Below are 21,902 nucleotides of genomic sequence, written 5' to 3'. Positions count from 1 at the left end.
AGCGCCGGACGGCCGCTTTGGCACAGTACAGCGTCGATTCTGCAATCATCGTATCACATCGCCGGTCCAGTTGGGTACAACAACTTTGAGGCAAGCCGCTTCCTCCCAATAAGATTACTTGGCATGTTAACTTCGAGTAAACAAAGACATGTATAGACATGCAAATTGTCCGAATCGGCGCCCTTTTGCGACAAATGAAAACGCTCTACCCTGACGCAGCCAGGAAAGAAGATCATTTTTATTCGCTTTATGCATGTGCATGGAGCTTAAAAAGCCTTCCGCCGCATTAGGCGAAAGGCTTCGGGGAAAAGGATATTCCTTCCCGTGGAAATCGGCTGGCCGCTTCCTAAAGAGTGTAGTCCTTCGCCACATCCTGCAGCGTCTCCCGCGCGCGGGCCGACCAGCGCTCCAGACGCTCCAGCTCGCCGAGCGAGAGGCGCACCGCTGCAGCCAGAGATTCCTTGTAATCCGGAATTCCGCTTCCCCGGAACGGCTCCATATCCCGCAGCAGGACAAGCGCCTTCTCCCGATGCGACAAGGCGCGGCGCTCATGGAACATAGGCACGTCCGGATCGTAGGGGTGATGCAGATCTCCCTGATCGGGATGGCGCAGCACGGCAAGCGTCTCCACCACGCAGCGAGGCGATCCGGTCTCGGCCACCCTGCCGGCGTAGGTTCCCGTTTTGTACGTGAATCGGACCAGATCTCCTTCGGAGACGGGCTGTCGTTGTTCGTTCATTTGAAATTATCCTTCCTTATATAGGGTTTCTGGATGGCGTCAAAGGCGGATTCAGCGGCTCGTTCCGTCATGCCAAGAATATCGGAGAAGCGGGGCTGGATGCAACTCCCAACTCCCATGCTTGTCTTTCCTACCGCGCTCGTCGTAATATTGGGATAGAGAAAAGTAGGTGAGTGCATGCGCAAGAAAAGGGTGCTGTTGCTCTCAGAGGGGTTCGGATCCGGTCATACGCAAGCGGCTTACGCGCTCGCTGCCGGACTCAGGCAGCTGTCTCCGGATGTCCAGACACGGGTGCTCGAGCTGGGTAAATTCCTTAATCCGGTCTTGGCCCCGCTGATCATGTCCGCATACCGCAAAACCGTAGGCAAGCAGCCTAAGCTGGTCGGCATGATGTACCGCACCAATTATAAGCGTTCCTTCAACCGGTTCACGCAGCTGGCCATTCACCGGATCTTCTATACGCAGACCGAGCAGGTCATCCAGCAGCTCAAGCCGGAGATCGTCGTCTGCACCCATCCGGGTCCCAATGCGGCTGTCGCACGGCTCAAAAGGCTCGGACTCGATGTGCCTTTATATACGCTGATCACCGATTACGACGCCCATGGCACCTGGGCCAGCCCGGAAGTGAACCATTATCTGGTCTCTACGCCCGTCGTCAAGCGCAAGCTGATGGAGCGGGGAATCCCGCCGGCCCGAATTGAGGTCACCGGAATACCGGTTCATCCCCAGTTCTGGCAAGCCCAGAACCAAGCGGAAGCGCAGCAGGAGCTTGGACTCAAGATCATGCCGACCGTCCTGGTCATGGGCGGCGGATGGGGCCTGATGGAGGAAGAGGACGAGTTCATCACGTACATGACGAGATGGCGCGAGGAGGTCCAGCTGATCTTCTGCACGGGCACGAACGGAAAATCCCGCGAAGCCATGCTGGAGGATCCCCGATTCGTCCATCCCAACATCCGCGTGCTCGGCTTCACGAAGGAGATATCCAAGCTCATGGACGCCTCCGATCTGCTCGTGACCAAGCCGGGAGGCATGACCTGCACCGAAGGCATGAGCAAAGGCATCCCGATGCTCTTCCACAAGCCGATACCCGGCCAGGAGGAAGAGAATCTGGAGTACTTCATCCGCAGCGGCTTCGGGGAACTGCTGCAATCGTCCGGCACGATCGACAAGTGGTTCCGGATGATCCAGCAGCCCTACAGCTCCGGAGAGTACAGGCAGACTCTCATGAGCAAGCGCAATCAGCAGTACGACCCCCTGGAATGCCCGACCGCCGTCTTGCGGCTGATGCATTGACGGCTCCGGCTTTCTGGCGGAACATTAGCTGCACACCGTTCAGGCCTTCTGCCTAAACATTCAAAACACACGCCTCCCGCTGCGGCGGAGAGGCTCACCTGAGGAGATGAGCGCATGGATAACAAAGCGTTGGATGGAAAAACAGTCATTGTCAGGCTCGAAATTGAGAGCGGTACCAATTTCAGCTCCGTCGTATCGGCGATCGAAGCCGCGGGCGGCGACGTGATCGCCATCGACGTCATTTCGACGAGCAAGGGCAGCACGACTCGCGACTTGACGGTCAAGGTCAAAGATACCGGAACGACGGAGAGACTGGGCAAATCGCTCGGCTTGATCAACGGAATCCGCGTCATCAACACCTCCGACCGCACCTTCCTGCTCCATCTTGGCGGCAAGATCACGATCCAGCCGAAGACGCCGATCCAAAACCGCGACGACCTGTCGAGGGTGTACACGCCTGAAGTCGCCCGCGTCTGCACGGCTATCCATGAGGATCCTTCCAAAGCGTTCTCTCTGACGATCAAGCGCAACACGGTCGCCGTCGTCTCCGACGGCAGCGCTGTGCTCGGCCTCGGCAACATCGGTCCTGAAGCGGCCATGCCGGTCATGGAGGGCAAGGCGATGCTGTTCAAGCAATTCGCAGACGTCGACGCCTTCCCGATCTGCCTGGACACGCAGGATACGGAAGAGATCATCGCTGCGGTCAAAGCCATCGCTCCAGGCTTCGGCGGCATCAACCTGGAGGACATCTCGGCCCCTCGCTGCTTCGAGATCGAAGAGCGGCTGCGCGAAGAGCTGAACATTCCGGTGTTCCACGATGACCAGCACGGCACGGCTGTCGTCCTGTACGCTGGGCTGCTCAACGCCCTGCGCCTGACGGGCAAGCGGATCGAGGACGCCAAGATCGTCGTCTGCGGCATCGGCGCGGCAGGAACGGCCTGCACCAAGATGCTGCTGGCCGGCGGAGCCCGCAACGTGCTCGGCGTCGACCGCGAGGGCATTCTGACAGCGGACAAGGAGTACGCGCATCCGATGTGGAACTGGTACGCGGGCAACACCAATCCGGATCGCGTGAGCGGCGGACTGACCGAAGCGATTGCCGGAGCGGATGTGTTCATCGGGCTGTCGGCCGGCGGCATCCTCAAGCGCCATATGGTCCAGACGATGAACGAGCAGCCGATCGTGTTCGCGATGGCCAATCCGGAGCCGGAGATTCGTCCGGAGGAAGCGGAGGACATCGTCGCCGTCTTCGCGACGGGCCGCTCCGACTATCCGAACCAGATCAACAACGTCCTGTGCTTCCCCGGCATCTTCCGCGGCGCTCTCGATTGCCGCGCCAATACGATCAACGAAGAGATGAAGCTTGCCGCAGCCGAAGCGATCGCCTCCACGGTAGGCGAGGACGAGCTGAGCCGCAGCTACATCATCCCGAGCGTGTTCAACGCCAAGGTCGTCGAGGAAGTCCGCCGCCGCGTCGTCCAGGCGGCACGCGCCAGCGGCGTCGCCCGCCGGAATCCGAAGGACGCTCTGTAAGCCATACCGAAGCCCCGCCGGGCCGGACGGAAGGTTGTCCAGCCCGGCGGGGCTTCGTCGGTTCAGCGAAGCTGGCCGGTGGGCGGAGCTGGCCGGTGGGCGGAGCTGGCCGGTGGGCGGAATGAGGCGGATTGTTCGGCTTATTCCGCTCGGGGGCTCCCGATCGGGCGGAGATAAATAAAAACAAGGAGGGCGCCATCCCGTGGGATGGCGCCCTCCTTGTTCGTTTAGACCGCGCTGCCGCCAAAAAGGAAGCGGAACTGCCAGTTGGATGTCGGGGATACCGTCGTGACTTGCACGCCCCCGGATTCCTTGGAGTAAGTCTGCAGGATCTTGTTGTCACCGAGATACATGCCTACATGGGTGATGATCGAGGAATCCAAAGGACCGGAGTTGTTCACCTTGGTCCCGGACGACACGAAGAACATGAGATCCCCTCTCTTGAGGGAGTTCCAGTCCGTCGTATAGGCGCCTCGATCCAACACATATTGCCCTTGTCCCCTGGAATCGACCGGCAGCTGCAGGCTGAGCGCGTCCAGGAAGGCTTGCCGGACAAAGTCCGAACAGTCGAACGTAGACGTGTCGCTGCGGCTGGAGCCGTACTCATAGGGCGTTCCCAGATACTTCAGTCCGGCATTGATGACAGCCTCGATCTGCTCGGAGGCCTGCGGGCTCAAGCTTGTCCCGGCCGAAGGCGGGGAAGGCTGCGGAGTCGGCGCTGGAGTCGGAGTCGGGACGGACGGCTGCGGGCTTGGAGCGCCTCCGCCGGGGAGCGTTCCCGTAACGGAAATATATTTGGCATCGGAGCTGACGTAGCCCGTGACACCGGCCGCATCCTTGACCATGTACCAGTAGCTGTTCGGCACCGCTGTCACCTGGATCGACTCTCCGCTCTTCAGGTTGCGGATCTGGTCGTAGGATGACGACGGCCCCTTGCGCAGCGTCACGGCCGCAACAGCCACGGCGTTCGGAGCGAATGCGGCGGTGCTGACGCTGCCTGCTCCGGCGGCGGTGCTGCCGCTGCCCGCTCCGGCGGCGGTGCTGACGCTGCCCGCTACGGCGGCGCTGCTGACGCTGCCTGCTCCGGCGGCGGTGCTGACGCTGCCCGCTCCGGCGGCGGTGCTGCCGCTGCCTGCTCCGGCGGCGGTGCTGACGCTGCCCGCTCCGGCGGCGGTGCTGCCGCTGCCCGCTCCGGCGGCGGTGCTGCCGCTGCCCGCTCCGGCGGCGGTGCTGCCGCTGCCCACTCCGGCGGCGGTGCTGCCGCTGCCCGCTCCGGCGGCGGTGCTGCCGCTCTTAGCGCCAGGCAGCGTTCCTGTTACGGTTATGTATTTGGCATCCGAACTCACGTAACCCGTCTTGCCGCTGGCATCCACGATCTGATACCAGTAAGAGCTGGGAATCGATTTGACCTCGATCTGCTCGTCCTTTTTCAAATACCTGACCAGGGTGCTCGCCGTGGAAGGGCCGACACGCAGCGCTACCGTCGAAGCGGCTTTCGCGTTGCTCGCGAATTTGCTGCTCGCTGCAGAAGCCGCCGGCTTGCCGGCGGAAGCGTCGGATACGGTCTCGGCAGCTGCGGCGTCCAACATCGTAATATAGGAGCTGGAAGCGGACACATATCCGACCGTGCCGGACTTGTCCTGCACCTTGAGCCAGTAGTTGTCCACTCGCTGCAGGACGGATATCTGCTCCCCCTTGGGCAGAGTGCGGAGAACCTTCCCAGCTGTAGCCGGTTCGGCGCGCAGGTTTACGTTGCCTTGTGTCTGGGCTTTTTGCGTCGCCGCCGACACGGCGGATGGAGCGGCAATTCCCAGCGCCAAGCTTGCGGCCAAAACGGCGGCTGCCAATGATTTGTTCATGCGTCGATCACGACTCCCTTCATCTGTCAAATGTCGATTGTCTAATCAGGACCCGGCCTCGCCAACCCAAACGGATTGCAACAGCCGGCCGCCTATCCCGCCAGCTGCAGTACATCAAAAATAGACAAACCTGTATCTGATCTATCGGCAAATGAAGGGAGGAACTTTAGCTGCCTCTGCCATCTATTGTAGATTCTTGTCCGCAAAAGGAACATCGTACCTTGTTCCCAAAAATAGCTCGACCAGCTCCCGCACACGGCGAATAAGACCCATTTCGGTCCTTATTTCCGGCATATCCACTCTCTCCACGCCCATTAAGGTTCATTTCGGTCCTTATTTCCGGCATATCCACTCTCTCCACGCCCATTAAGCTCCATTTCAAGCCTTATTCCCGGCATGTCCACCCTCTCCACGCCCATTAAGGTTCATTTCAGACCTTATTTCCGGCTAGTCCACCCTCCCCGCGCCCATTAAGGTTCATTTCGGTACTTATTTCCGGCATATCCACTCTCTCCACGCCCATTAAAGTTCATTTCAGACCTTATTTCCGGCTATCCACTCTCTCCACGCCCATTAAGCTCCATTTCGGTCCTTATTTCCGGCATATCCACCCTCTCCAAGCCCATTAAGCTCCATTTCGGTCCTTATTTCCGGCTAGTCCACCCTCTCCACACCCATTAAGCTCCATTTCGGTCCTTATTTCCGGCATATCCACTCTCTCCACGCCCATTAAGGTCCATTTCGGTCCTTATTTCCGGCTAGTCCACCCTCTCCACGCCCATTAAGCTCCATTTCAACCCTTATTCCCGGCAAGTCCACCCTCTCCGCCAGTAAGCTCCATCCCAATCCCTATTTCCGGCATGACAGCCTACAGGAACAGCTTGCCGCGCCGAAGACGGGCACAGTCTGTCCCGATTCCCGCTCTATACGCTTCGCAAACAAAAATAAACCCCCGAGGAACGGATTCCTCAGGGGTCTATCCTTGCCATACCGAAGCCGTTCATGCCGGCTCGTAAGGCTCGACATGCACATGAACGCTCATGATATTGTGCTTGCGCTCCATCCGGGTCTCGATCTCGTCGCTGATCCGATGGCTTTCCACCAGCGTAAGCCGGGAATCCACCAGCACAATGACATCGACCAGGACATGGCTGCCATGCACGCGAGCCTTGAGATCCTTGATCGACTTCACGCCGTCCACCTTCTCGATCGAGGACCGGAGCGTCAGCAGCTCGCTGTCGTCGAAGCCGTCCGTAAGGGCGTGCGTCGAGCTGTAAAAGATCTCCCATGCCGTCTTGCAGATGATGACGCCGACGGCGATCGCCGCCAGCGGGTCGAGCCATGCCCAGCCCAGCGCCGCTCCCCCGATGCCGACGGCGGCGCCGATGCTGACGAGGGCATCGGACAGATTGTCCTTCGCCGCCGCATTCAAGGCGCTGCTGTTGATCTGCCGGGACAGCCTGCGGTTGTAGAGGTAGACGCCGTACATGATGACGGCGGAGGCGACGGCTACTGCGGCCGACAAGGCATTAGGCGGCTCTCCAGCGCTTCGGAACAAGGACTTGACCGAATTGATCAGCACCTGCAGGCCGACCGTCGCCATGATGAAGGAAGCGATCAGCGAGGCGATCGTCTCCGCCCGGAAGTGGCCGTAGGGGTGGTCCTTGTCCGGCGGCTTCTGCGAGATCCGCAGGCCGATCAGCACGGCGAAGGAAGCCACGATATCGGTCAGGTTGTTGTAGCCGTCCGCGGAGAGCGCCTTCGACGCGAAGTAGTATCCGGCGACGATCTTGGCGGTGGACAGAACGAGATACGCGGCGATGCTGACCCAAGCGCCCCTTTCTCCCTTGCGGATATCGGCATACTGCTGTTCGGTAGACACGAATGGTTTTGCCCCTCTCCTCGCGATACGACCATAATACGCGCTCCGGCTCCAGTGGGCCTAGAGAAACATTGTTGTTCAAGGCCTTTCTTTTGTCGAAACAAAACGCTGTCCATGCCGTCTCCAACGCTGATAGCATACCCTGAATTTTCCTTTTTCAATCGCCCCATCCTCGCCCGCCCGGCAAAAAGACCGCCTGGCCAGGCAGGCCAAGCGGTCGCAACCCATCCTAGAAATCGGTTGAATAAAAGGCTTCATTCTCCAAGGACAAATAGCCCGAACCGTCCCGGCACATGGAACCACGGCTTGCCTGTCGGGCTCCACGCCTGCAGCTCGGGCTCTCTTCCGGGCGCATGGTCGATTCGGTAGGCATTGACTCTCCACTTCAAGCCTTTGCGGAGCGGGGAGCGGAATTCGGCAGCCGGCAAAAACAGCTCGTACGCCCTGCTGCCCTCTGCAGGCGTCTCCACCTTCACGGCGAGGCCGACCGCATCCCAGCCGGTGTCGGCTTGGATCCCTTGCGGCATGCCGCTGCCGTTATTGGAGATCCGGGCGTCGAATACGATTCCCCGCGGGCTGATCTCCAGCTCCATGTATTCTCTGCCATCGCCTTCTTCGTCGATGAACAGCTCCACGACGTCCTGCTCGTATAGAGGCTCGTCCCTCCGGGTAAAATCGGAAAGGATATAGCAATCCTCGCAATCGAAGCGCACGAGCAGCCCCAGGTCGTTCCAGCAAGCCTGCATCGACGTCTTCTCCCGGACAGTCCCTCCCGTCACCGTGTCGCGGAGACGGACAGCCGGAACTCCGGACCAGTCGGCCTGCGGCATTGCGTTGCGGAGCGGATCGTCCATGGCTTGTTCTCCGGATGCATCATGGGGAAATGAGAATTCCCGGTACGGACATTCGTATGCGGGCATGGCAGACTGTTCCTTCCGAACGCCCTCTTCTCCTACGCCCATGAGCCCAGCTCCTTCCCGCAGGAAACGCAGCGGCGGGCGTCGAGCGCGTTCTCGGTCTTGCAGCTGCCGCACAGCACCCGGACCTCGCCCTCCAGCTGGAGAGATTCCGCGGCGGCCACCTGGGGGAAGACATGCCCGCAGCCGGTGCAAACGCCAGCCCCGAGCTCTACTTCGCGTCCGCAGGACGGGCAAGCCTTGACCGTCTTCAGCATGCGGATCTTGTCCTGCAGCTCGGCGATGTCATGCTCCGCCGTCACGATGCCTTGGCACAAGCGGAACGCCGCCTCATGCGAGGAGGCGATATCCTCTCTGCGGTAAGCCTCGTAGACCGCGTCTCCGATCGCTTTTTTCTGCTTGCCGATGTCCCGCTGCTTCAGGACGATCAGCGATTTCAACCTGGCGATCTCCATCGTCTGCTGCGCCGCCTTGGCCGCTTCCGCGGCTCCCTGCTTCATTTTATCGAATAACGACATCATCATCTCTCCCCGCTGCAGGCTTCGGAAGCCCGCCGCATTTCTTCCTCAAGGCTACACCAAGCAGGCTTGTCCGTTCAACCGTCCGATCCTCTCCCTCGACTTCCGCGTCTTGAACTATCTGGGCGGAACCATGACAAATGTCACCCTCTGTCATTACGCCTGTGACTGCTAAGCCCATTGCCTCAGCGGATATAATGGAATCTCCAAGACTGCGCCACTTCAGCCACATTCAGGAGGTTTCGGGATGTCTCCACTAAAACAACTGCGCCAAATGATAGCGCCCTACGAAAAATCGGATTCCGCCGCCAGCGTCTGGCAGCTGCTCAATACGCTGCCCCCTCTGGCCTTGCTCTGGTACGCCGCCTATCTCAGCCTGAACGTCTCCTACGCGCTGACGCTGCTGTTCAGCGTCGCCGCCGCCGGCTTCGTCATCCGCAGCTTCATCATCTTCCACGACTGCTGCCACGGATCGTTCTTCAAAAGCAAGCGCGCCAACAATCTGCTTGGTTATCTGCTCGGAGTGCTGACCATGTTCCCGTATGAACAATGGAAGCATGCCCACAATATCCATCATGCGGGCAGCGGCAATCTCGAGAAGCGCGGCATCGGCGACATGTGGATCCTGACCGTGCAGGAGTATGCCGAAGCATCCCGGTGGCGCAAGCTGAGCTACCGGATCTACCGCAATCCGCTCGTGCTGTTCGGACTCGGGCCGATCGTCCTGATCCTCTTCGCCTACCGCTTCAACGAAAAGGGCGCTCGCCGCAAGGAGCGGCTGAACACGTACGCGACCAATGCCGGCATCGTCGTCCTGTACGCGCTGCTCGCTTGGGCAGCCGGCTGGCAGTCGTTCCTGCTCGTGCAGCTGCCGATCTTCTGGATCTCCGGCGCCGCCGGCATCTGGCTGTTCTATGTGCAGCATCAGTTCGAGGACTCCTACTTCGAGCATGATCCGGAATGGGAATACCTCAAGGCCGCCGTCGACGGCAGCTCGTATTACAAGCTCCCGGCGTGGCTGCAATGGCTGACCGGCAACATCGGCTTCCACCATGTCCATCATCTCAGCCCGCGGATTCCGAACTACCGCCTCCAAGGCGCCCATGAAGCGGCTCCGTCGCTGCAGCATGCGACGACCATCACGCTCCGCACCAGCCTGAAGTCGCTGCGCTTCAACCTCTGGGACGACGTGAACAGATGCTTCGTCTCCTTCCGGGACGGCAAGCGGCTGATAGCGCAGCGGCCGGGCGGCGGATTCGAGAGCAAGCATCAGGCGGAGCTACGCCCCTTCCCCGTCGCCCGTGTCGCTGCGGCGCCGGTCAAAGCAAGAACCGGGACCAGCGGGGAATAAGCCCATTATGCTACACTGGTAGCATCAGGACTTCACGCAAGGAGCGGCATCGATGCAGAAATGGTACCGGATCTTTCCCCGCAGCAGCGGATTCAGCTTATATGTATGGCTGGCATTCATCATCTTGCCTTTCTATTTCATCTTCCGGTTCCCCGAGACCCGCCATATGCTGTTCGGCGGGTTTCTCGTCGCTCTGTTCTTCCTGTGCTTCCGGCTGACCTCTTCCGACAGAGGCTGGAGGCTCTATACGGGCATCTCCATCCAGATGGCCGTGTCGGCTGCGATGACGATCTACTTCCATTACCCGTACTTCAGCTTCTTTCTGGCCGTATTCATCGGCAATACGAGAAGCTGGGCGGGTTTTCTCAGCCTGTATATCGTCCACCTGGTCGTCACGCTCGGAGCCGTCTATACGGGGTTCGCGATCGGGAACGAATTTTTCATCTCCCAGTGGCCCTTCGTCCTTGTCTGCCTGATCGGCGTGGCGGTGCTTCCGTTCAACCGCTACAATACGCTCAAGCAGGTCAAGCTGCAGGGGCAGCTGGAGGATGCCAACCGCCGGATCGCGGATCTGCTCGTCCATGAGGAGAGGCAGCGCATCGCGCTCGACCTGCACGACACTCTCGGCCAGCAGCTGTCGCTGATCCGCCTCAAAAGCGATCTCGCCGGCAAGCTGCTGGACAAGGACCCGGAGCGGGCTCGCGGCGAGATGGCCGATGTGCATCAGACGGCGAGGATCGCCCTGCAGGAAGTCAGGGAAATGGTCTCCCATATGCGCGGCGCGCGGCTGGAGGACGAGATCCAGAGGATCCGGCAGATTCTCGGCGCCGCGGAGATTTCCTTCGAGATGGAGGGAGACCCCCGCTTGGCTCATACATCGAGGCTCACGGAGAACGTGCTGAGCATGTGCATCAAGGAAGCTGTCACCAATGTCGTCAAGCACAGCCACGCCGCCTCCTGCTCCCTCTCCATCACCCAGCTTCCGGAGCTGCTCATCGTCAAGGTCAAGGATGACGGCAACGGGATCCGGAACGTGCGGAAGCTCGAGCGCGGCAATGGATTGCAGGGAATGAAGGAGCGGCTGGAATTCCTCAACGGAACATTGGAAATATCCGGCGCGCCGGGGACGGAAATTACGATGACCGTTCCCCATAACGTCAGCCGGGTGGAGAAGGAGGTGGAAGCATGATACGGATCGTCATCGCCGAGGATCAGCGGCTGCTGCTCGGCGCGCTGGGATCGCTGATCGACCTCGAGGAAGACATGCAGGTCGTCGGCCAGGCCGGCAACGGCCAGATCGCGGTCGAGCTGGTGCGCCAGCATAAGCCCGACGTCTGCATCATGGATATCGAGATGCCCGTCATGAACGGGCTCGAAGCCGCCGAGCTGCTGAAGGGCGACGGCTGCAAAGTGATCATTCTGACCACCTTCGCCCGTTCGGGATTTTTTGAGCGGGCGCTCAAGGCAGGCGTCCAGGGCTATCTGCTCAAGGACAGCTCCAGCGACGAGCTCGCCGACTCCATCCGCAGCGTCATGACCGGCAGGCGGCTGTATGCTCCCGAGCTGGTCGACGAGGTGTACAACGTGGAGGAGAATCCCCTCACCGAACGCGAACGCGAAGTGATGGAGCTCGTCGCCGTAGGGAAGAACACCAAGGACATCGCCAAGGAGCTCTTCCTGTCCAGCGGCACGGTGCGCAACTACATCTCCGTCATTCTCGACAAGCTCGGCGTCAGCAACCGGATCGAGGCCATCTCCAGGTTCAAGGAGAAAGGCTGGTTCAAATGAAAAAGGCGATTTCCTCCAGGCCGCGGCCTGCGGGGAAATCGCCTTTTGTCATGGCGGCCTTGGGAGACCGCCCTTGTTCATTGCGCCCGCGCCTCAGCCCCACAAAGCCACGGTCACGATCGCCGCGGCCATGACCGCAGATGATACGATCCGGCGGAAGCCTTGGCTTTCCTTGAGCAGCAGCACGCCGAAGATGGCGGCGAAGACGGTGCCGCATTCGCGAATCGGCGAAATGAGTCCGATCGGCGCGTAAGGAATCGCGAGCAGGAACAGCAGATAGGAGCCCGGGCTCAGCACGGCGCCGGCCAGCGTCTGCTTCCAGCGTCCGCTCCACTCTGCGCGCAGCTTGCCTTTGCGCATCGCGGCAGGAGTGAGCGCAGCCATGACGCCAAGATTGCCGAGCGCAAGCAGCGACAGCGCGGACAGATGCTGCAGATTGAATTTGTCCATCGTTACGTAGCCCGCCGTGCACAGGCCGACGCCGAGCGCAAGCAGGACGGGCCGCATGGCGACCCGCTTGCCTGGAGCGGGCCACCCGCTGAGCGAGAAGAAGCAGAGCAGCATGATGAGCAGCGCCAGCCAGCCCCAGATGCTGAGCGATTCATGCCAGATCAGCATCCCCAGCAGCGGCACGAGGAACATGCCGGTTCCTCTCATGATGGGATAAACCTGCGACATGTCCCCTTCCTTATAGCTGAGGGAGAGGAGCAGGCCGTACGCGGCCTGAAAGGCGAAGGACAGGACAAGCGTAACCCAGCCCCCGTGGAGGTGGATGAGCTCCCATACGAGGTAGGGCAGCAGAGGAATGGTCGTGAAACTGAAGATGAGCCAGAGAAAGACGGCTTTGTCCCGGCTTTTTTTGGCCAGGAGATTCCACACCGAATGAGCCAGACCCGATGCGGTTACGAGCAGGATTGCCAAAGATGTCACAGGATCACCACTTTGTAGAATATGGCGGCAGAGTGGAAAGGAACGGGCCGGGAGCCGTCGATCCCGGTTCGCTGGTCATCGGGCGCAGCTTCGGCCGGCAGGAGCTGAACCCCTGCTCTCCGATTGAATGTAGGATGTTGCCATCGGCTTGTCAAGCTTAAAAAGCCTGCTGCCGCAGACTGTCTAGGCTCAGGGACCGATCAGCCAATCCGCCTGGCTGCATGGCCCCCCGCTGCGTCGGACAGTCATAGGCTCAGGGACGGGCGTCCCGCTGCCGTCAGACGGCGGCGTAAGCCTGCAGCGAGCGGATCAACGGCTCGCCTTCGCTCTTCAACACTCTCAGCCGCACGGCTTCCGCGGCGACGGGAGTCAACGCCTCGATCCGCTTGTGGCCTACCGAGAAGCCCGATGCCAGCTCGCGCCATTCGCCGTCGATCCGGATGTCGGCCGCATACTCGCGGATCCGCTCGCCCCGGGAGATATCCTCCATGATGACGAGATGGCCGATCTCCGTCGGAGCGCCCAGCTCCAGCGTCAGCTCGCTGCCTTCGCCGGATGTCTCGGCGGCCGGCGTCCCCAGCCTGCGGCGGATCTCTGCGCCAAGCTCCTGAAGGCGGGCCGCATCGAGCTCCGGCAGCAATCCCCTTCGGTCCGGCGACAGATTCAGCAGCAGATTGCAGCCATGGCCGACGGAGCGGTAGTAGATGTCCATCAGATGGTCGAGATCATGCAGGCGATCCTCGGAATCCGGATGCCAGAACCATTGATGGCGGCGGATCGGCACGTCGCATTCGGCCGGCACCCACTTGGGCGTGGACGGCAGCCAGGTCGCGCTCTCGGCGGCAAACATGCTGAGAGGAGCCGACTCGGCCGTATTCCAGCAAGGATATGGCGCGACTCCGTCCTCGTTGCCGACCCAGCGGATCGTCGGCTCGCCCATGTTGAACACCATCGCGCCGGGCTGATGCCGGCGGACGAGCTCGATGATGCGCGGCCAGTCATAGACGCGTCCCTCCGAGCCCGCGCCGTCGAACCATACTTCCATCAGCTCGCCGTAGCCGGTGAGCAGCTCCGTCAGCTGGGCGCAGTAGAAATCGTCATAGGCTTCCTTATCTCCATATTTCGGCTCGTGCCGATCCCATGGGGACAGATAGAGCCCGAAGCCGATGCCCTCCTCGCGGCATGCGTCCGCGCATTCCCGCACGACATCTCCTTGGCCGTCCCTCCAAGGGCTGGAGGCGACGGAATAATCCGTCTGCGCGCTCGGCCAAAGGCAGAAGCCGTCATGATGCTTGGCGGTGAGAATGAGATATTTCATTCCCGCTTGCCGCGCTTCGCGCGCCCATTGCCGGGCATCGAGCTCCTCAGGATGGAACAGTAGAGCCGAATCCCCGCCTTCTCCCCATTCCTGGTCGCAAAACGTATTCATGCCGAAGTGGATGAACATCCCCATCTCCATGTCCTGCCAGATCAGCTGATGCTTCGAGGGCACAGCCCCCGTGTAGGTCTCGTTCATGTTCTGGTCTCCTTCGTCCTGGCTCCGCCCGTTCGGTCGGAGCCGATATAAGCTGGGTCCGCCCGCGAAACAGGCCGTATAGCTCCGGCGGCACTGCTCCAGCGGTTGAATTCCGCTCCAGCGGTTGAGTTCCGTTCCAGCGGTTGAATTCCGCTCCAGCGGTTGAGTTCCGTTCCAGCGGTTCCATCGCGGTGCCGGCCGCCCAAGCTCGTTTCAGCTGTTGCCGCATCATGCCCGAACGGCCGCAAGCCTGAGCACGTCCCCCGCTCTGGCATCGAATCGGTACCGTCCGTCCTCGAAAATGAATTGCTTGAGCAGGCCGGCGCCGTCCACGGCCGTCAGCTCCCCGCCATGCCGGATGAAGAAGCTTCCGCCATGCGTGAAGCGCAGCTCGGCCTCGGTCAGCCTTCCTCCCGCCCATGACAGGTCGCATTCCGCTCCGCCTCTGGCGCGCAGTCCCGTCACTCGTCCCTCGGGCCACTCCGGCGGCAGCGCCGGCAGCAGCTTCAGCTCGCCGCCATGGGACTGCAGGAGCATCTCGGCGACGCCTGCCGTGCCGCCGAAGTTGGCGTCGATCTGGAACGGCGGGTGATCGCCGAACAGATTGGGATGGACCGCATGGCGCAGCAGCTCCATCAGATGCTCATGCGCCTCGCCGCCTTCGCCCAGCCGGGCCCAGAAGTTGAGAATCCACGCCCGGCTCCAGCCGGTATGGCCCCCGCCATGGGCGAGCCGGCTCTCCAGCGTCTTTCGGGCCGCTTGGGCGAGCTGCGGCGTCCGCTCCGGCGTAATCTGCTCGCCGGGATGCAGCGCGAACAGATGGGAGATATGCCGGTGTCCGGGCTCAGGCTCCCCGTATTCCTCCGACCATTCCAGCAGCTGTCCGCGGCTGCCGATCTCCGGCTCGGGCAGCCGGCGGCGCGCCGCCTCCAGCTTCCCGGCAAGCTCCGCGTCCACGCCGAGCTCCGCCGCCGCTTCCCCGCAGGCCGAGAACAGCGCATGGAGGATCTGCGAGTCCATGGACGGACCGATGCACAGCGCGCCACGCTTGCCGTTAGGGAGCTCGTACGTATTTTCCGGCGACACGGAAGGTCCGGTGACGAGCCTTCCTCTGCTGTCCTCAAGCAGGGTGTCGAGGAAGAATCGCGCCGCGTCCTTCAGCATCGGGTAAGCCCGATCCTCAAGGAACCGGCGATCCGGCTGATAGCGGTAATGCTCCCACAGATGCAGGGAAAGCCAGGCGCCTCCCGTCGGCCAGATGACCGCGGGCACCCAGACTCCGACAATGCCGGTATCTCCCCACATATTGGTCGCGTGATGGGCGACGAAGCCCTCGGCTCCGTACATTTCCCGTGCCGTGACGACGCCGTTTTCGCGCAGGCGGTCGAGCAGATCGAATACGGGCTCGTGGGTTTCCGCCAGATTGCAAACCTCGGCCGGCCAATAGTTCATCTGCAGATTGATGTTGAGGTGATAGTCGCTTTCCCACGGCGGGGTGAAGCTTTCGTTCCAGATGCCCTGCAGGTTCGCCGGCAGCGATCCCGGGCGCGAGCTCGAGAGCAGCAGGTATCGGCCGTAGAGGAAAAAGAGGCGGACCAATCCGGGATCGCTTCCTCCTTCCCGCAGCAGCCGCAGCCGCACATCGGTCGGCAGACAGTCAAGCGTCGGGCCGGATTCCTGTCCCGGTACGGATTCTTGTCCTGATGCGGATTCCTGTCCTGATGCGGATTCCTGTCCTGATGCGGATTCCTGTCCCGGTACGGTTTGCCGTCCCTGAACGGACTCCTGCCCGCGAGCAGGCTCATGCTCCCTGCCCGGTCCCTGTCCCGGTCCCTGTCCCGCATCCGCTCCTGCTCCCAGCTCCAGCGTCACGCGGTCGTACAAGGCGCGATGAGCGAGCAGATGCCGCTCCCGGATCTCGTCGTAGCCCGCGTCCAGCGCCGCCTGCACCCGCGCCAGGCTCTCCGCCAGCGGATCCCCGCTGCGGAAGGTCGTGGCCGCGGCGATGTACAGCGTCGCCGAATCCGCCCCGTCGATGAGGATCGCATCGCCGAGCAGTCGGCAGCTGCCGCCCTCCGCTTCAGCCCGCAGCACGGCGGCGTAGCGGACGCCATCCGGTCCGCACTGCCCCTCCATGGCGACGCCCCGCTCCAGCTGCGTCATGCGGCCTTCGAACGGACGGCGCGTCATGCCTGCCCGCAACGACAAGCCGCCTGGCTCGCTGCCCTCGATCCGGACCGCGATCACGGCATGCGGCTCGCTCGCGAAGACGGTCCGGGTGCGCTCCACGGCTCCCCAGCCGAAGCGGGTCACAGCCGCCGCCTCATCGAGGCGCAGCTCGCGAATATATCGCTCCGCAGCAGCAGGCTCGCCGGGGAAGCGGATAAGCAGCTCGCCCAGAGTCTGGTAGGGAGCGAGATGGCCGGACTGCGTCATCACGGCCGTCATCGCCAGCTCCTCCGCCTGCTCCGGCTCGCCGGCGAGCAGCAGCTGGCGGATGCGCGGCAGCTGCTCCGCCGCATCCGGGCTCGATCCGATTCCAGGGCCGCCGTACCAGAGGGAATCCTCGTTGAGCTGGATCCGCTCCTCGCCGAGCCGGCCGAACACCATCGCTCCAAGCCGGCCGCTGCCGATCGGAAGAGCTTCGGTCCAAGCGCCCGCAGGGGCTTCATACCAGAGCGCATCCCGCGAGGCGGGCTCCAGCTTCTCTCCATTTGTCCGAACTGCTGTCTTGCCTTGCACTTGTTCCGTCGTCATGATTTCAGGGACTCCTTTATCCGGTAGTGACGCATCCCGTTCGCTGTTCCCGCAGGGAGCTTGGCTGCGAAGAGCGCAAGAATGCATTTGAAGAGCGATATATAGACCTCTTCTTTAAGCGGAAAATCACTCGAGCGGAACATGGAACCTACCTAGACTGTCAGCCGGCTTCGCGGTTTGATTGCTAATCTCGATCCTGACTTTGATTTTGGCAAAAACGGCGGTGGCCTGCGCAACCTATCGGACATACGATCCGTTATTGGGTCCATTTAGAGCGATTTCTCATTTTATCGGACATACGATCCGTTATTCCTAAGAAAATGGCCATGGATGACAGGTTTTTGAGGAAATAACGGATCTGATGTCCGATAGAGTCCACAATGGAGCTGATTTCCACGAATAACGGATCTGATGTCCGATCAGAGTCCACAATGGAGCTGATATCCACGAATAACGGATCTGATGTCCGATCGGAGTCCACAATGGAGCTGATTCCACGAATAACGGATCTGATGTCCGATCGGAGTCCTATCTGGAGCTGATATCCACGAATAACGGATCTGATGTCCGATCGGAGTCCTTTCTGGAAGCGGCGTTGTCGATAACGGACAGGTTCCGGCCAATCGGTGCAGCCTAGGGGAGTTCCAGACCATCGAGCTTGCATTGCTCCGCTTAAAGAGCCTGAATAGGTCATTCGGGACGCCCCGGCTCAGTCCTGCCTGATCGGAGAAACCTCTACCGGAAATCCTCCGCCGCGCATCGAGGCGGCAGCGGCGACGCCGGCAGCCACGCTCATGCGTCCCGCCTCCGGCGTGGCGACAGGCTCACGGCCGTCCAGAATCATGTCCACGAAATCGCGGCAGATCTCCGGATCGGCCCCGCCGTGTCCGCCGGTCGCCTCCTTGATTTCATAGACGATATCGGAATGCTCCTGCCACTCTCCGGATTTCCGGGTCTGGACGTACACCTTGTTGTCCGGCTCGGAATTCTCCATCCTTCCCTTGGTCCCGATGAAGACATAGTTGCGCTGATAATCAGGCGTGAAGTGGCATTGCAGGTAGGAGGCCTTGATGCCGCCCTCCAGCTCCAGCATGACCATGCTGTTGTCCTCGACATCGATTTCCTTGCGGAACGCGCAGCGGTCCATGCCGGGAATGAACTGCGCCTCCGGACAGGTCTGCTTCAGCTCGCACTGCGGGCAGGTCAGCGTATCCGGATAGGAGCCGCCGTAATAATCAAGCCCGCCCATGGCGGATACCCGCTTCGTATACCTGCCGGTGATCCAATGGATGATGTCGATGTCATGGGAACCTTTTTGCAGCAGCAGCGACGTTGTATTGGCCGAGCTGCCGTGCCAGTCGTGATAGTAATAGCTGCCGCCCCGCCCGACGAAATGCCGCACCCAGACCGCCTTGATATCGCCCAGCACGCCGGAATCGGCGATTCCCTTCATCGTGCGGAACATGTTCATGTAGCGCATGTTGTGGCCGGCCATGAGTCGCTTGCCCGCTTCCCGGGCCGCCTTCAGAATCCGGTCGCAGCCCTCCGTAGTGATGGCCAGCGGCTTCTCGCAGAACACATGCTTGCCCGCCTTCAGCGCGGCTATGGCGAACTCCTCGTGATACCGGTCAGGAGCCGTGACGGCGATAGCGTCGACATCCTCCCGCGCCAGCAGCTCGCGGTAATCGGTCGTCACGAACGCGTCCGGATTGACCTTGCTCCTGAACTCCTCCAGACGCTCCATGCTGATATCCGCTCCAGCCGTCACGACGGACCGCCCGTCCGGCTGATGCCAATAGCCCGCCAGATATCCTCTTCCTCCTACGCCGATCATGCCGATACGAACCTGCTTCATGGTGGATGGCCTCCCAGCCGAAAATAGGTAAGGCCAAGACGGAAGTAGACTTCCGCCTCAGCCTGCTTGCTCCTTGAAAAGGGTTGATGCCTGAATCTTGAATACGACCGATGATCAGGCTTTCCATGCCTGGCTCTTGAATACGACCGATGTTCAGGCTTTCTATGCCTGGCTCTTGAATACGACCGATGTTCAGGCTTTCCATGCCTGGCTCTTGAATACGACCGATGTTCAGGCTTTCCATGCCTGGCTCTTGAATACGACCGATGTTCAGGCTTTCTATGCCTGGCTCTTGAGTACGACCGATGATCAGGCTTTCTATGCCTGGCTCTTGAATACAATCGATGATCACAGGCTTTCTATGCCTGGCTCTTGAATAGATCTGTCCAGGAAAAGGGCTGTCTATGTCCCTCTCTTGAATAGACGGATGTACGGAGCTGTCTATCCGGCTCTTGAAAAAACGGTTCGGGGCATTCTGCCTGGCCTTGCAGCAAGCCGTCTTGCCGGGCTCCCGGATGCCTTCCGGCGGCTGTCAGCTGGACGCCGTCAATACGATGCGGGAAATCTGCTTCTCCCAGCTGTCGGAGCCGCTCAGCTCCACCTTCAGATATTGGGTGCCGGCGGGGAGAAGGCTCTGGGCGCTGTACTGCTTGCCGTACCACTTGCTGCCCGTATACACTCCTGCCGTGCTGACATGGACGACCGGAGTCCAGCTGACGCCGTCGGGAGAGGAGTAGAACGCGACTCCGTCCCAGATGCTGAACTGATAAAGGGATGCGTTGAAGCCCGTCATTCCCGGCAGCTTGTAGACGAGGCTTTCCGTCGTGCCGGCCGTGCGCTTGACGCGCGAGGCGTCTCCGTTGTAATAGATTGTGTTGGCCGAATCGAAGGCCAGGCCGGCCGTATGCGAGAACGTCTTCGACCAGTCGTTCAGCTCGTCGGCCACCGTCGTGACGGCGGGAGCAGGCGACCCGTTCTGGCCGGTGAACGTGACGACGCTCTTCGCCGGGATGCGGGTCTGGTATTGTCCTCCCGAGAGCGGGATCGCTTGCCCTTGCGCGAGGCTGAGGCTGTCATTGGTCGTATAAGGCGTAATGGAGCCTGCGCTGAAGCCGGTCGGAGACAGGTTCAGCTCCGCCGTGGCGTCGCTGTCGTTGACGGCCACGATGACGAATTTGCCTGTGGCGGGATCCTTGTAGGCCGATGTGTACAAGCCCGACTGCGGGCTGTCCGGCATGCCGATGCGGACGTAGCCCGGACGGATGAACTTGCTGTAGTTGCCGATCGTATAAAAGCGCTTGGTCAGCTTGTAGGTGCCGGCGGCGAGGTCGACGTTGATGAGCCCCTCGTCGTTGTCGCCTGGAATCGCTCCCGTCCAGTACAGCCAGGCGTTGACGCCCGTCTTCGTCATGAAGGTGTGGAGCTGCTTGGCGAACTTCAGTCCCGAGCCCATTCCGGGATCGTAGCCGTCGACCTTGGACACCTCCGTCATCCATACCTTTTTCCCTTTGGACTGGGCGGTGGCGAACGGATCGGAAGGCAGCTCGGCGTTCACGACCGGAACGGGATAGTTGTGTCCGGCCACGATGTCCAGCCTCTCGGCCGACAGCGGATCGTTCAGCGAATCCTTGACGAGATCCTCGGACCACCAGGAAGACTCGCCCACGATGACCTTGGTGTTCTGCACGCCTGCCGCGACCATCGCCTGCTTGAGATGATCCTTGAGAAACACCTGGAAGTTGGTGGAGTTCCACTGGCTGGAGTCCCAGCTGAGGAAGGTCATGGAGTTCGGTTCATTGGCCACGGATACTCCATACATGTCGATGTTGTACAGAGCCTTGTACTGCTTAACGAACTGCGAGAGCAGCGCGGCGAAGTCGCCGTAATTCTCCTGCTTGAGGTAACCGCCGTTCGTCGTCTGTCCGTTGGTCTTCATATAGGCCGGAGGGCTCCAGGTGCTGGCGACGATCTTGTCCACTCCCCGCGCCTTGGCCTGCTGCATGACCCATACCTGATCCTGATGCAGGCCGAAGTTGTACTGGCCCGGCGCCGTGCTGTAGTCGGAGAATACCGCTCCGCGCAAGATCGACAGCCCGATGCCGCTGTCCTGCCGGAACAGCAGATCCATCACTTGGCTGCGCTGGGGCTCCGGCAGGTCATAGACCGCATTGGACCATCCCGCCTGCGAGGCTCCGATTCCGTCGATCGACTGTTTGACGTCGGTCCAGTTGATCGAGGCGCTGGCCGCCGCCTCCGCTCTCGGCCCAGCCGTCCCCATCAGCAGCGTGCCGGCGACTACGGCCGCCAAAGCCGTTCTCCCCGCCTTTTTCCTCCACCGTTCTCTCATCATTCCTACCGCCTTCCATTGAATTGGTAGATTGCAGATTATGCGATGCGAGCTTGTGCATGCGGCCTTGAAAGCCGCATCTACATTGTAGGAAGGACGGGGCGCCGCCCTCTACCTCGATCGTGACTTTATGCTGACAGCCGCATGACTACTTATGGAGAAGCGGGGTTGGCCTGGGGATTTACAATTTCCCGCAGCCATGCTGAATGAGGATCAATTCGCAAGTTGGCATTCACTACCATTCAGGGCTGACAAAAGAAAGGAGGAGCCGCATGGAGACGGATCATGCACGCGGGGACCTGCGCAGCACCAAGGAAAGGCTGCTGTACGCAGCCGTCGACCTGATCGCCGAACAGGGATACAAGGGCATTACGACAAAGGTGATCGCGGCTGCCGCCGGCATGAGCGAGATGACGCTGTTCCGCCACTTCGCAGCAAGCAGAGTCTGCTTGAAGAAGCGCTGGACCGCTTCCACTATGCCGGGCAGATGCGCTCGATCTTCGCTTCGCGGAACAGTTGAAGGGCGATCACTATGCCGACCTTCTGCTCGTCGGCGCCTCCTATCATGAGATCATGAACCGCAACCGCAAGATCCTGAATCGTCATGAAGGAAG

17 protein-coding genes are annotated in these 21,902 nt (G+C 60.9%); 7 read left to right on the top strand and 10 right to left on the bottom strand.

Features of this window, described 5'->3' with window-relative positions:
- Positions 1-346 precede the first annotated feature (346 nt).
- Positions 347-739, bottom strand: coding sequence for a sporulation phosphorelay system protein KapB (gene kapB, locus CIC07_RS06180; protein ID WP_076359403.1), 393 nt, complete (start codon positions 737-739; stop codon positions 347-349).
- Between the two features lie 177 nt (positions 740-916).
- Here kapB and CIC07_RS06175 point away from each other — a divergent pair, with 177 nt between their 5' ends.
- Entirely contained in the window at positions 917-2,035 is a 1,119-nt protein-coding gene (locus tag CIC07_RS06175; protein WP_076359402.1) for an MGDG synthase family glycosyltransferase, read from the top strand.
- Positions 2,036-2,149: 114 nt separating this feature from the next.
- Positions 2,150-3,568 carry an NAD-dependent malic enzyme gene (locus tag CIC07_RS06170; RefSeq protein ID WP_076359401.1) on the top strand — a complete coding sequence of 473 codons (1,419 nt, stop codon included), beginning with the start codon at positions 2,150-2,152 and terminating at the stop codon, positions 3,566-3,568.
- Between the two features lie 227 nt (positions 3,569-3,795).
- Here the strand turns inward: CIC07_RS06170 and CIC07_RS06165 are convergent, their stop codons facing one another.
- The 4 genes from CIC07_RS06165 to CIC07_RS06150 all read right to left on the bottom strand — a co-directional run bounded on the left by CIC07_RS06165 (position 3,796) and on the right by CIC07_RS06150 (position 8,750).
- On the bottom strand, positions 3,796-5,427 hold the full coding sequence (locus tag CIC07_RS06165) for an SH3 domain-containing C40 family peptidase (RefSeq protein ID WP_076359400.1): 1,632 nt from the start codon (positions 5,425-5,427) through the stop codon (positions 3,796-3,798).
- A gap of 1,000 nt (positions 5,428-6,427) precedes the next feature.
- Positions 6,428-7,309 carry a cation diffusion facilitator family transporter gene (locus CIC07_RS06160; protein ID WP_076359399.1) on the bottom strand — a complete coding sequence of 294 codons (882 nt, stop codon included), beginning with the start codon at positions 7,307-7,309 and terminating at the stop codon, positions 6,428-6,430.
- Positions 7,310-7,563: 254 nt separating this feature from the next.
- Positions 7,564-8,163, bottom strand: coding sequence for a carbohydrate-binding family 9-like protein (locus CIC07_RS06155; RefSeq protein ID WP_157742026.1), 600 nt, complete (start codon positions 8,161-8,163; stop codon positions 7,564-7,566).
- A gap of 98 nt (positions 8,164-8,261) precedes the next feature.
- Positions 8,262-8,750, bottom strand: a complete 489-nt coding sequence (locus CIC07_RS06150; protein ID WP_083688673.1) for a zinc ribbon domain-containing protein — start codon at positions 8,748-8,750, stop codon at positions 8,262-8,264.
- Between the two features lie 241 nt (positions 8,751-8,991).
- Here CIC07_RS06150 and desA point away from each other — a divergent pair, with 241 nt between their 5' ends.
- From desA to CIC07_RS06135, 3 genes are read left to right on the top strand one after another with little or no spacing between them, the layout of a single operon-like run.
- Positions 8,992-10,095: a Delta(5) desaturase DesA gene (gene desA, locus CIC07_RS06145; protein ID WP_076359396.1), complete on the top strand. Its 1,104-nt coding sequence runs from the start codon at positions 8,992-8,994 to the stop codon at positions 10,093-10,095.
- 52 nt (positions 10,096-10,147) lie between these two features.
- Complete coding sequence (locus tag CIC07_RS06140) at positions 10,148-11,284, top strand: sensor histidine kinase (RefSeq protein WP_076359395.1); 1,137 nt, start codon at positions 10,148-10,150, stop codon at positions 11,282-11,284.
- Positions 11,281-11,883, top strand: a complete 603-nt coding sequence (locus CIC07_RS06135; protein ID WP_021880936.1) for a response regulator transcription factor — start codon at positions 11,281-11,283, stop codon at positions 11,881-11,883. The genes CIC07_RS06140 and CIC07_RS06135 overlap by 4 nt, the downstream gene beginning before the upstream one ends.
- Positions 11,884-11,976: 93 nt before the next feature.
- Here CIC07_RS06135 and CIC07_RS06130 read toward each other — a convergent pair whose 3' ends face one another.
- The 4 genes from CIC07_RS06130 to CIC07_RS06115 form a co-directional block, all read right to left on the bottom strand.
- Positions 11,977-12,813, bottom strand: coding sequence for a DMT family transporter (locus CIC07_RS06130; RefSeq protein ID WP_076359394.1), 837 nt, complete (start codon positions 12,811-12,813; stop codon positions 11,977-11,979).
- Positions 12,814-13,090: 277 nt separating this feature from the next.
- Positions 13,091-14,329: an alpha-L-fucosidase gene (locus tag CIC07_RS06125; RefSeq protein ID WP_076359393.1), complete on the bottom strand. Its 1,239-nt coding sequence runs from the start codon at positions 14,327-14,329 to the stop codon at positions 13,091-13,093.
- A gap of 228 nt (positions 14,330-14,557) precedes the next feature.
- A complete protein-coding gene (locus CIC07_RS06120; protein WP_076359392.1) occupies positions 14,558-17,086 on the bottom strand; it encodes a glycoside hydrolase family 95 protein in 2,529 nt (842 codons plus the stop codon).
- Between the two features lie 709 nt (positions 17,087-17,795).
- Positions 17,796-18,941: a Gfo/Idh/MocA family protein gene (locus CIC07_RS06115; protein ID WP_076359391.1), complete on the bottom strand. Its 1,146-nt coding sequence runs from the start codon at positions 18,939-18,941 to the stop codon at positions 17,796-17,798.
- 97 nt (positions 18,942-19,038) lie between these two features.
- Here CIC07_RS06115 and CIC07_RS06110 point away from each other — a divergent pair, with 97 nt between their 5' ends.
- Positions 19,039-19,317 (top strand): hypothetical protein, encoded by a 279-nt coding sequence (locus tag CIC07_RS06110; protein WP_076359390.1) that lies wholly within the window; start codon positions 19,039-19,041, stop codon positions 19,315-19,317.
- Positions 19,318-19,473: 156 nt separating this feature from the next.
- Here the strand turns inward: CIC07_RS06110 and CIC07_RS06105 are convergent, their stop codons facing one another.
- Positions 19,474-21,291 (bottom strand): glycoside hydrolase family 30 protein, encoded by a 1,818-nt coding sequence (locus CIC07_RS06105; RefSeq protein ID WP_083688671.1) that lies wholly within the window; start codon positions 21,289-21,291, stop codon positions 19,474-19,476.
- A 269-nt stretch (positions 21,292-21,560) separates the two neighbouring features.
- On the opposite strand from CIC07_RS06105, the gene CIC07_RS06100 reads away from it, so the two are divergent.
- Positions 21,561-21,857 carry a TetR/AcrR family transcriptional regulator gene (locus CIC07_RS06100; RefSeq protein ID WP_076359388.1) on the top strand — a complete coding sequence of 99 codons (297 nt, stop codon included), beginning with the start codon at positions 21,561-21,563 and terminating at the stop codon, positions 21,855-21,857.
- The last annotated feature ends 45 nt before the right edge of the window (positions 21,858-21,902 follow it).

Source organism: Paenibacillus sp. RUD330, assembly GCF_002243345.2.
Classification (GTDB): domain Bacteria; phylum Bacillota; class Bacilli; order Paenibacillales; family Paenibacillaceae; genus Paenibacillus_O.
Note: the sequence above shows the minus strand (reverse complement) of the source record. Positions and strands in the feature narration are given on the sequence as shown.

Excerpts from the sequence above, each read along its gene's own strand:
- kapB (WP_076359403.1), bottom strand. The coding sequence starts at position 739 with ATGAACGAACAACGACAGCCCGTCTCCGAAGGAGATCTGGTCCGATTC.
- CIC07_RS06175 (WP_076359402.1), top strand. The coding sequence starts at position 917 with ATGCGCAAGAAAAGGGTGCTGTTGCTCTCAGAGGGGTTCGGATCCGGT.
- CIC07_RS06170 (WP_076359401.1), top strand. The coding sequence starts at position 2,150 with ATGGATAACAAAGCGTTGGATGGAAAAACAGTCATTGTCAGGCTCGAA.
- CIC07_RS06165 (WP_076359400.1), bottom strand. The coding sequence starts at position 5,427 with ATGAACAAATCATTGGCAGCCGCCGTTTTGGCCGCAAGCTTGGCGCTG.
- CIC07_RS06155 (WP_157742026.1), bottom strand. The coding sequence starts at position 8,163 with ATGGACGATCCGCTCCGCAACGCAATGCCGCAGGCCGACTGGTCCGGA.
- CIC07_RS06150 (WP_083688673.1), bottom strand. The coding sequence starts at position 8,750 with ATGATGATGTCGTTATTCGATAAAATGAAGCAGGGAGCCGCGGAAGCG.
- desA (WP_076359396.1), top strand. The coding sequence starts at position 8,992 with ATGTCTCCACTAAAACAACTGCGCCAAATGATAGCGCCCTACGAAAAA.
- CIC07_RS06140 (WP_076359395.1), top strand. The coding sequence starts at position 10,148 with ATGCAGAAATGGTACCGGATCTTTCCCCGCAGCAGCGGATTCAGCTTA.
- CIC07_RS06135 (WP_021880936.1), top strand. The coding sequence starts at position 11,281 with ATGATACGGATCGTCATCGCCGAGGATCAGCGGCTGCTGCTCGGCGCG.
- CIC07_RS06125 (WP_076359393.1), bottom strand. The coding sequence starts at position 14,329 with ATGAACGAGACCTACACGGGGGCTGTGCCCTCGAAGCATCAGCTGATC.
- CIC07_RS06120 (WP_076359392.1), bottom strand. The coding sequence starts at position 17,086 with ATGACGACGGAACAAGTGCAAGGCAAGACAGCAGTTCGGACAAATGGA.
- CIC07_RS06115 (WP_076359391.1), bottom strand. The coding sequence starts at position 18,941 with ATGAAGCAGGTTCGTATCGGCATGATCGGCGTAGGAGGAAGAGGATAT.
- CIC07_RS06105 (WP_083688671.1), bottom strand. The coding sequence starts at position 21,291 with ATGATGAGAGAACGGTGGAGGAAAAAGGCGGGGAGAACGGCTTTGGCG.
- CIC07_RS06100 (WP_076359388.1), top strand. The coding sequence starts at position 21,561 with ATGGAGACGGATCATGCACGCGGGGACCTGCGCAGCACCAAGGAAAGG.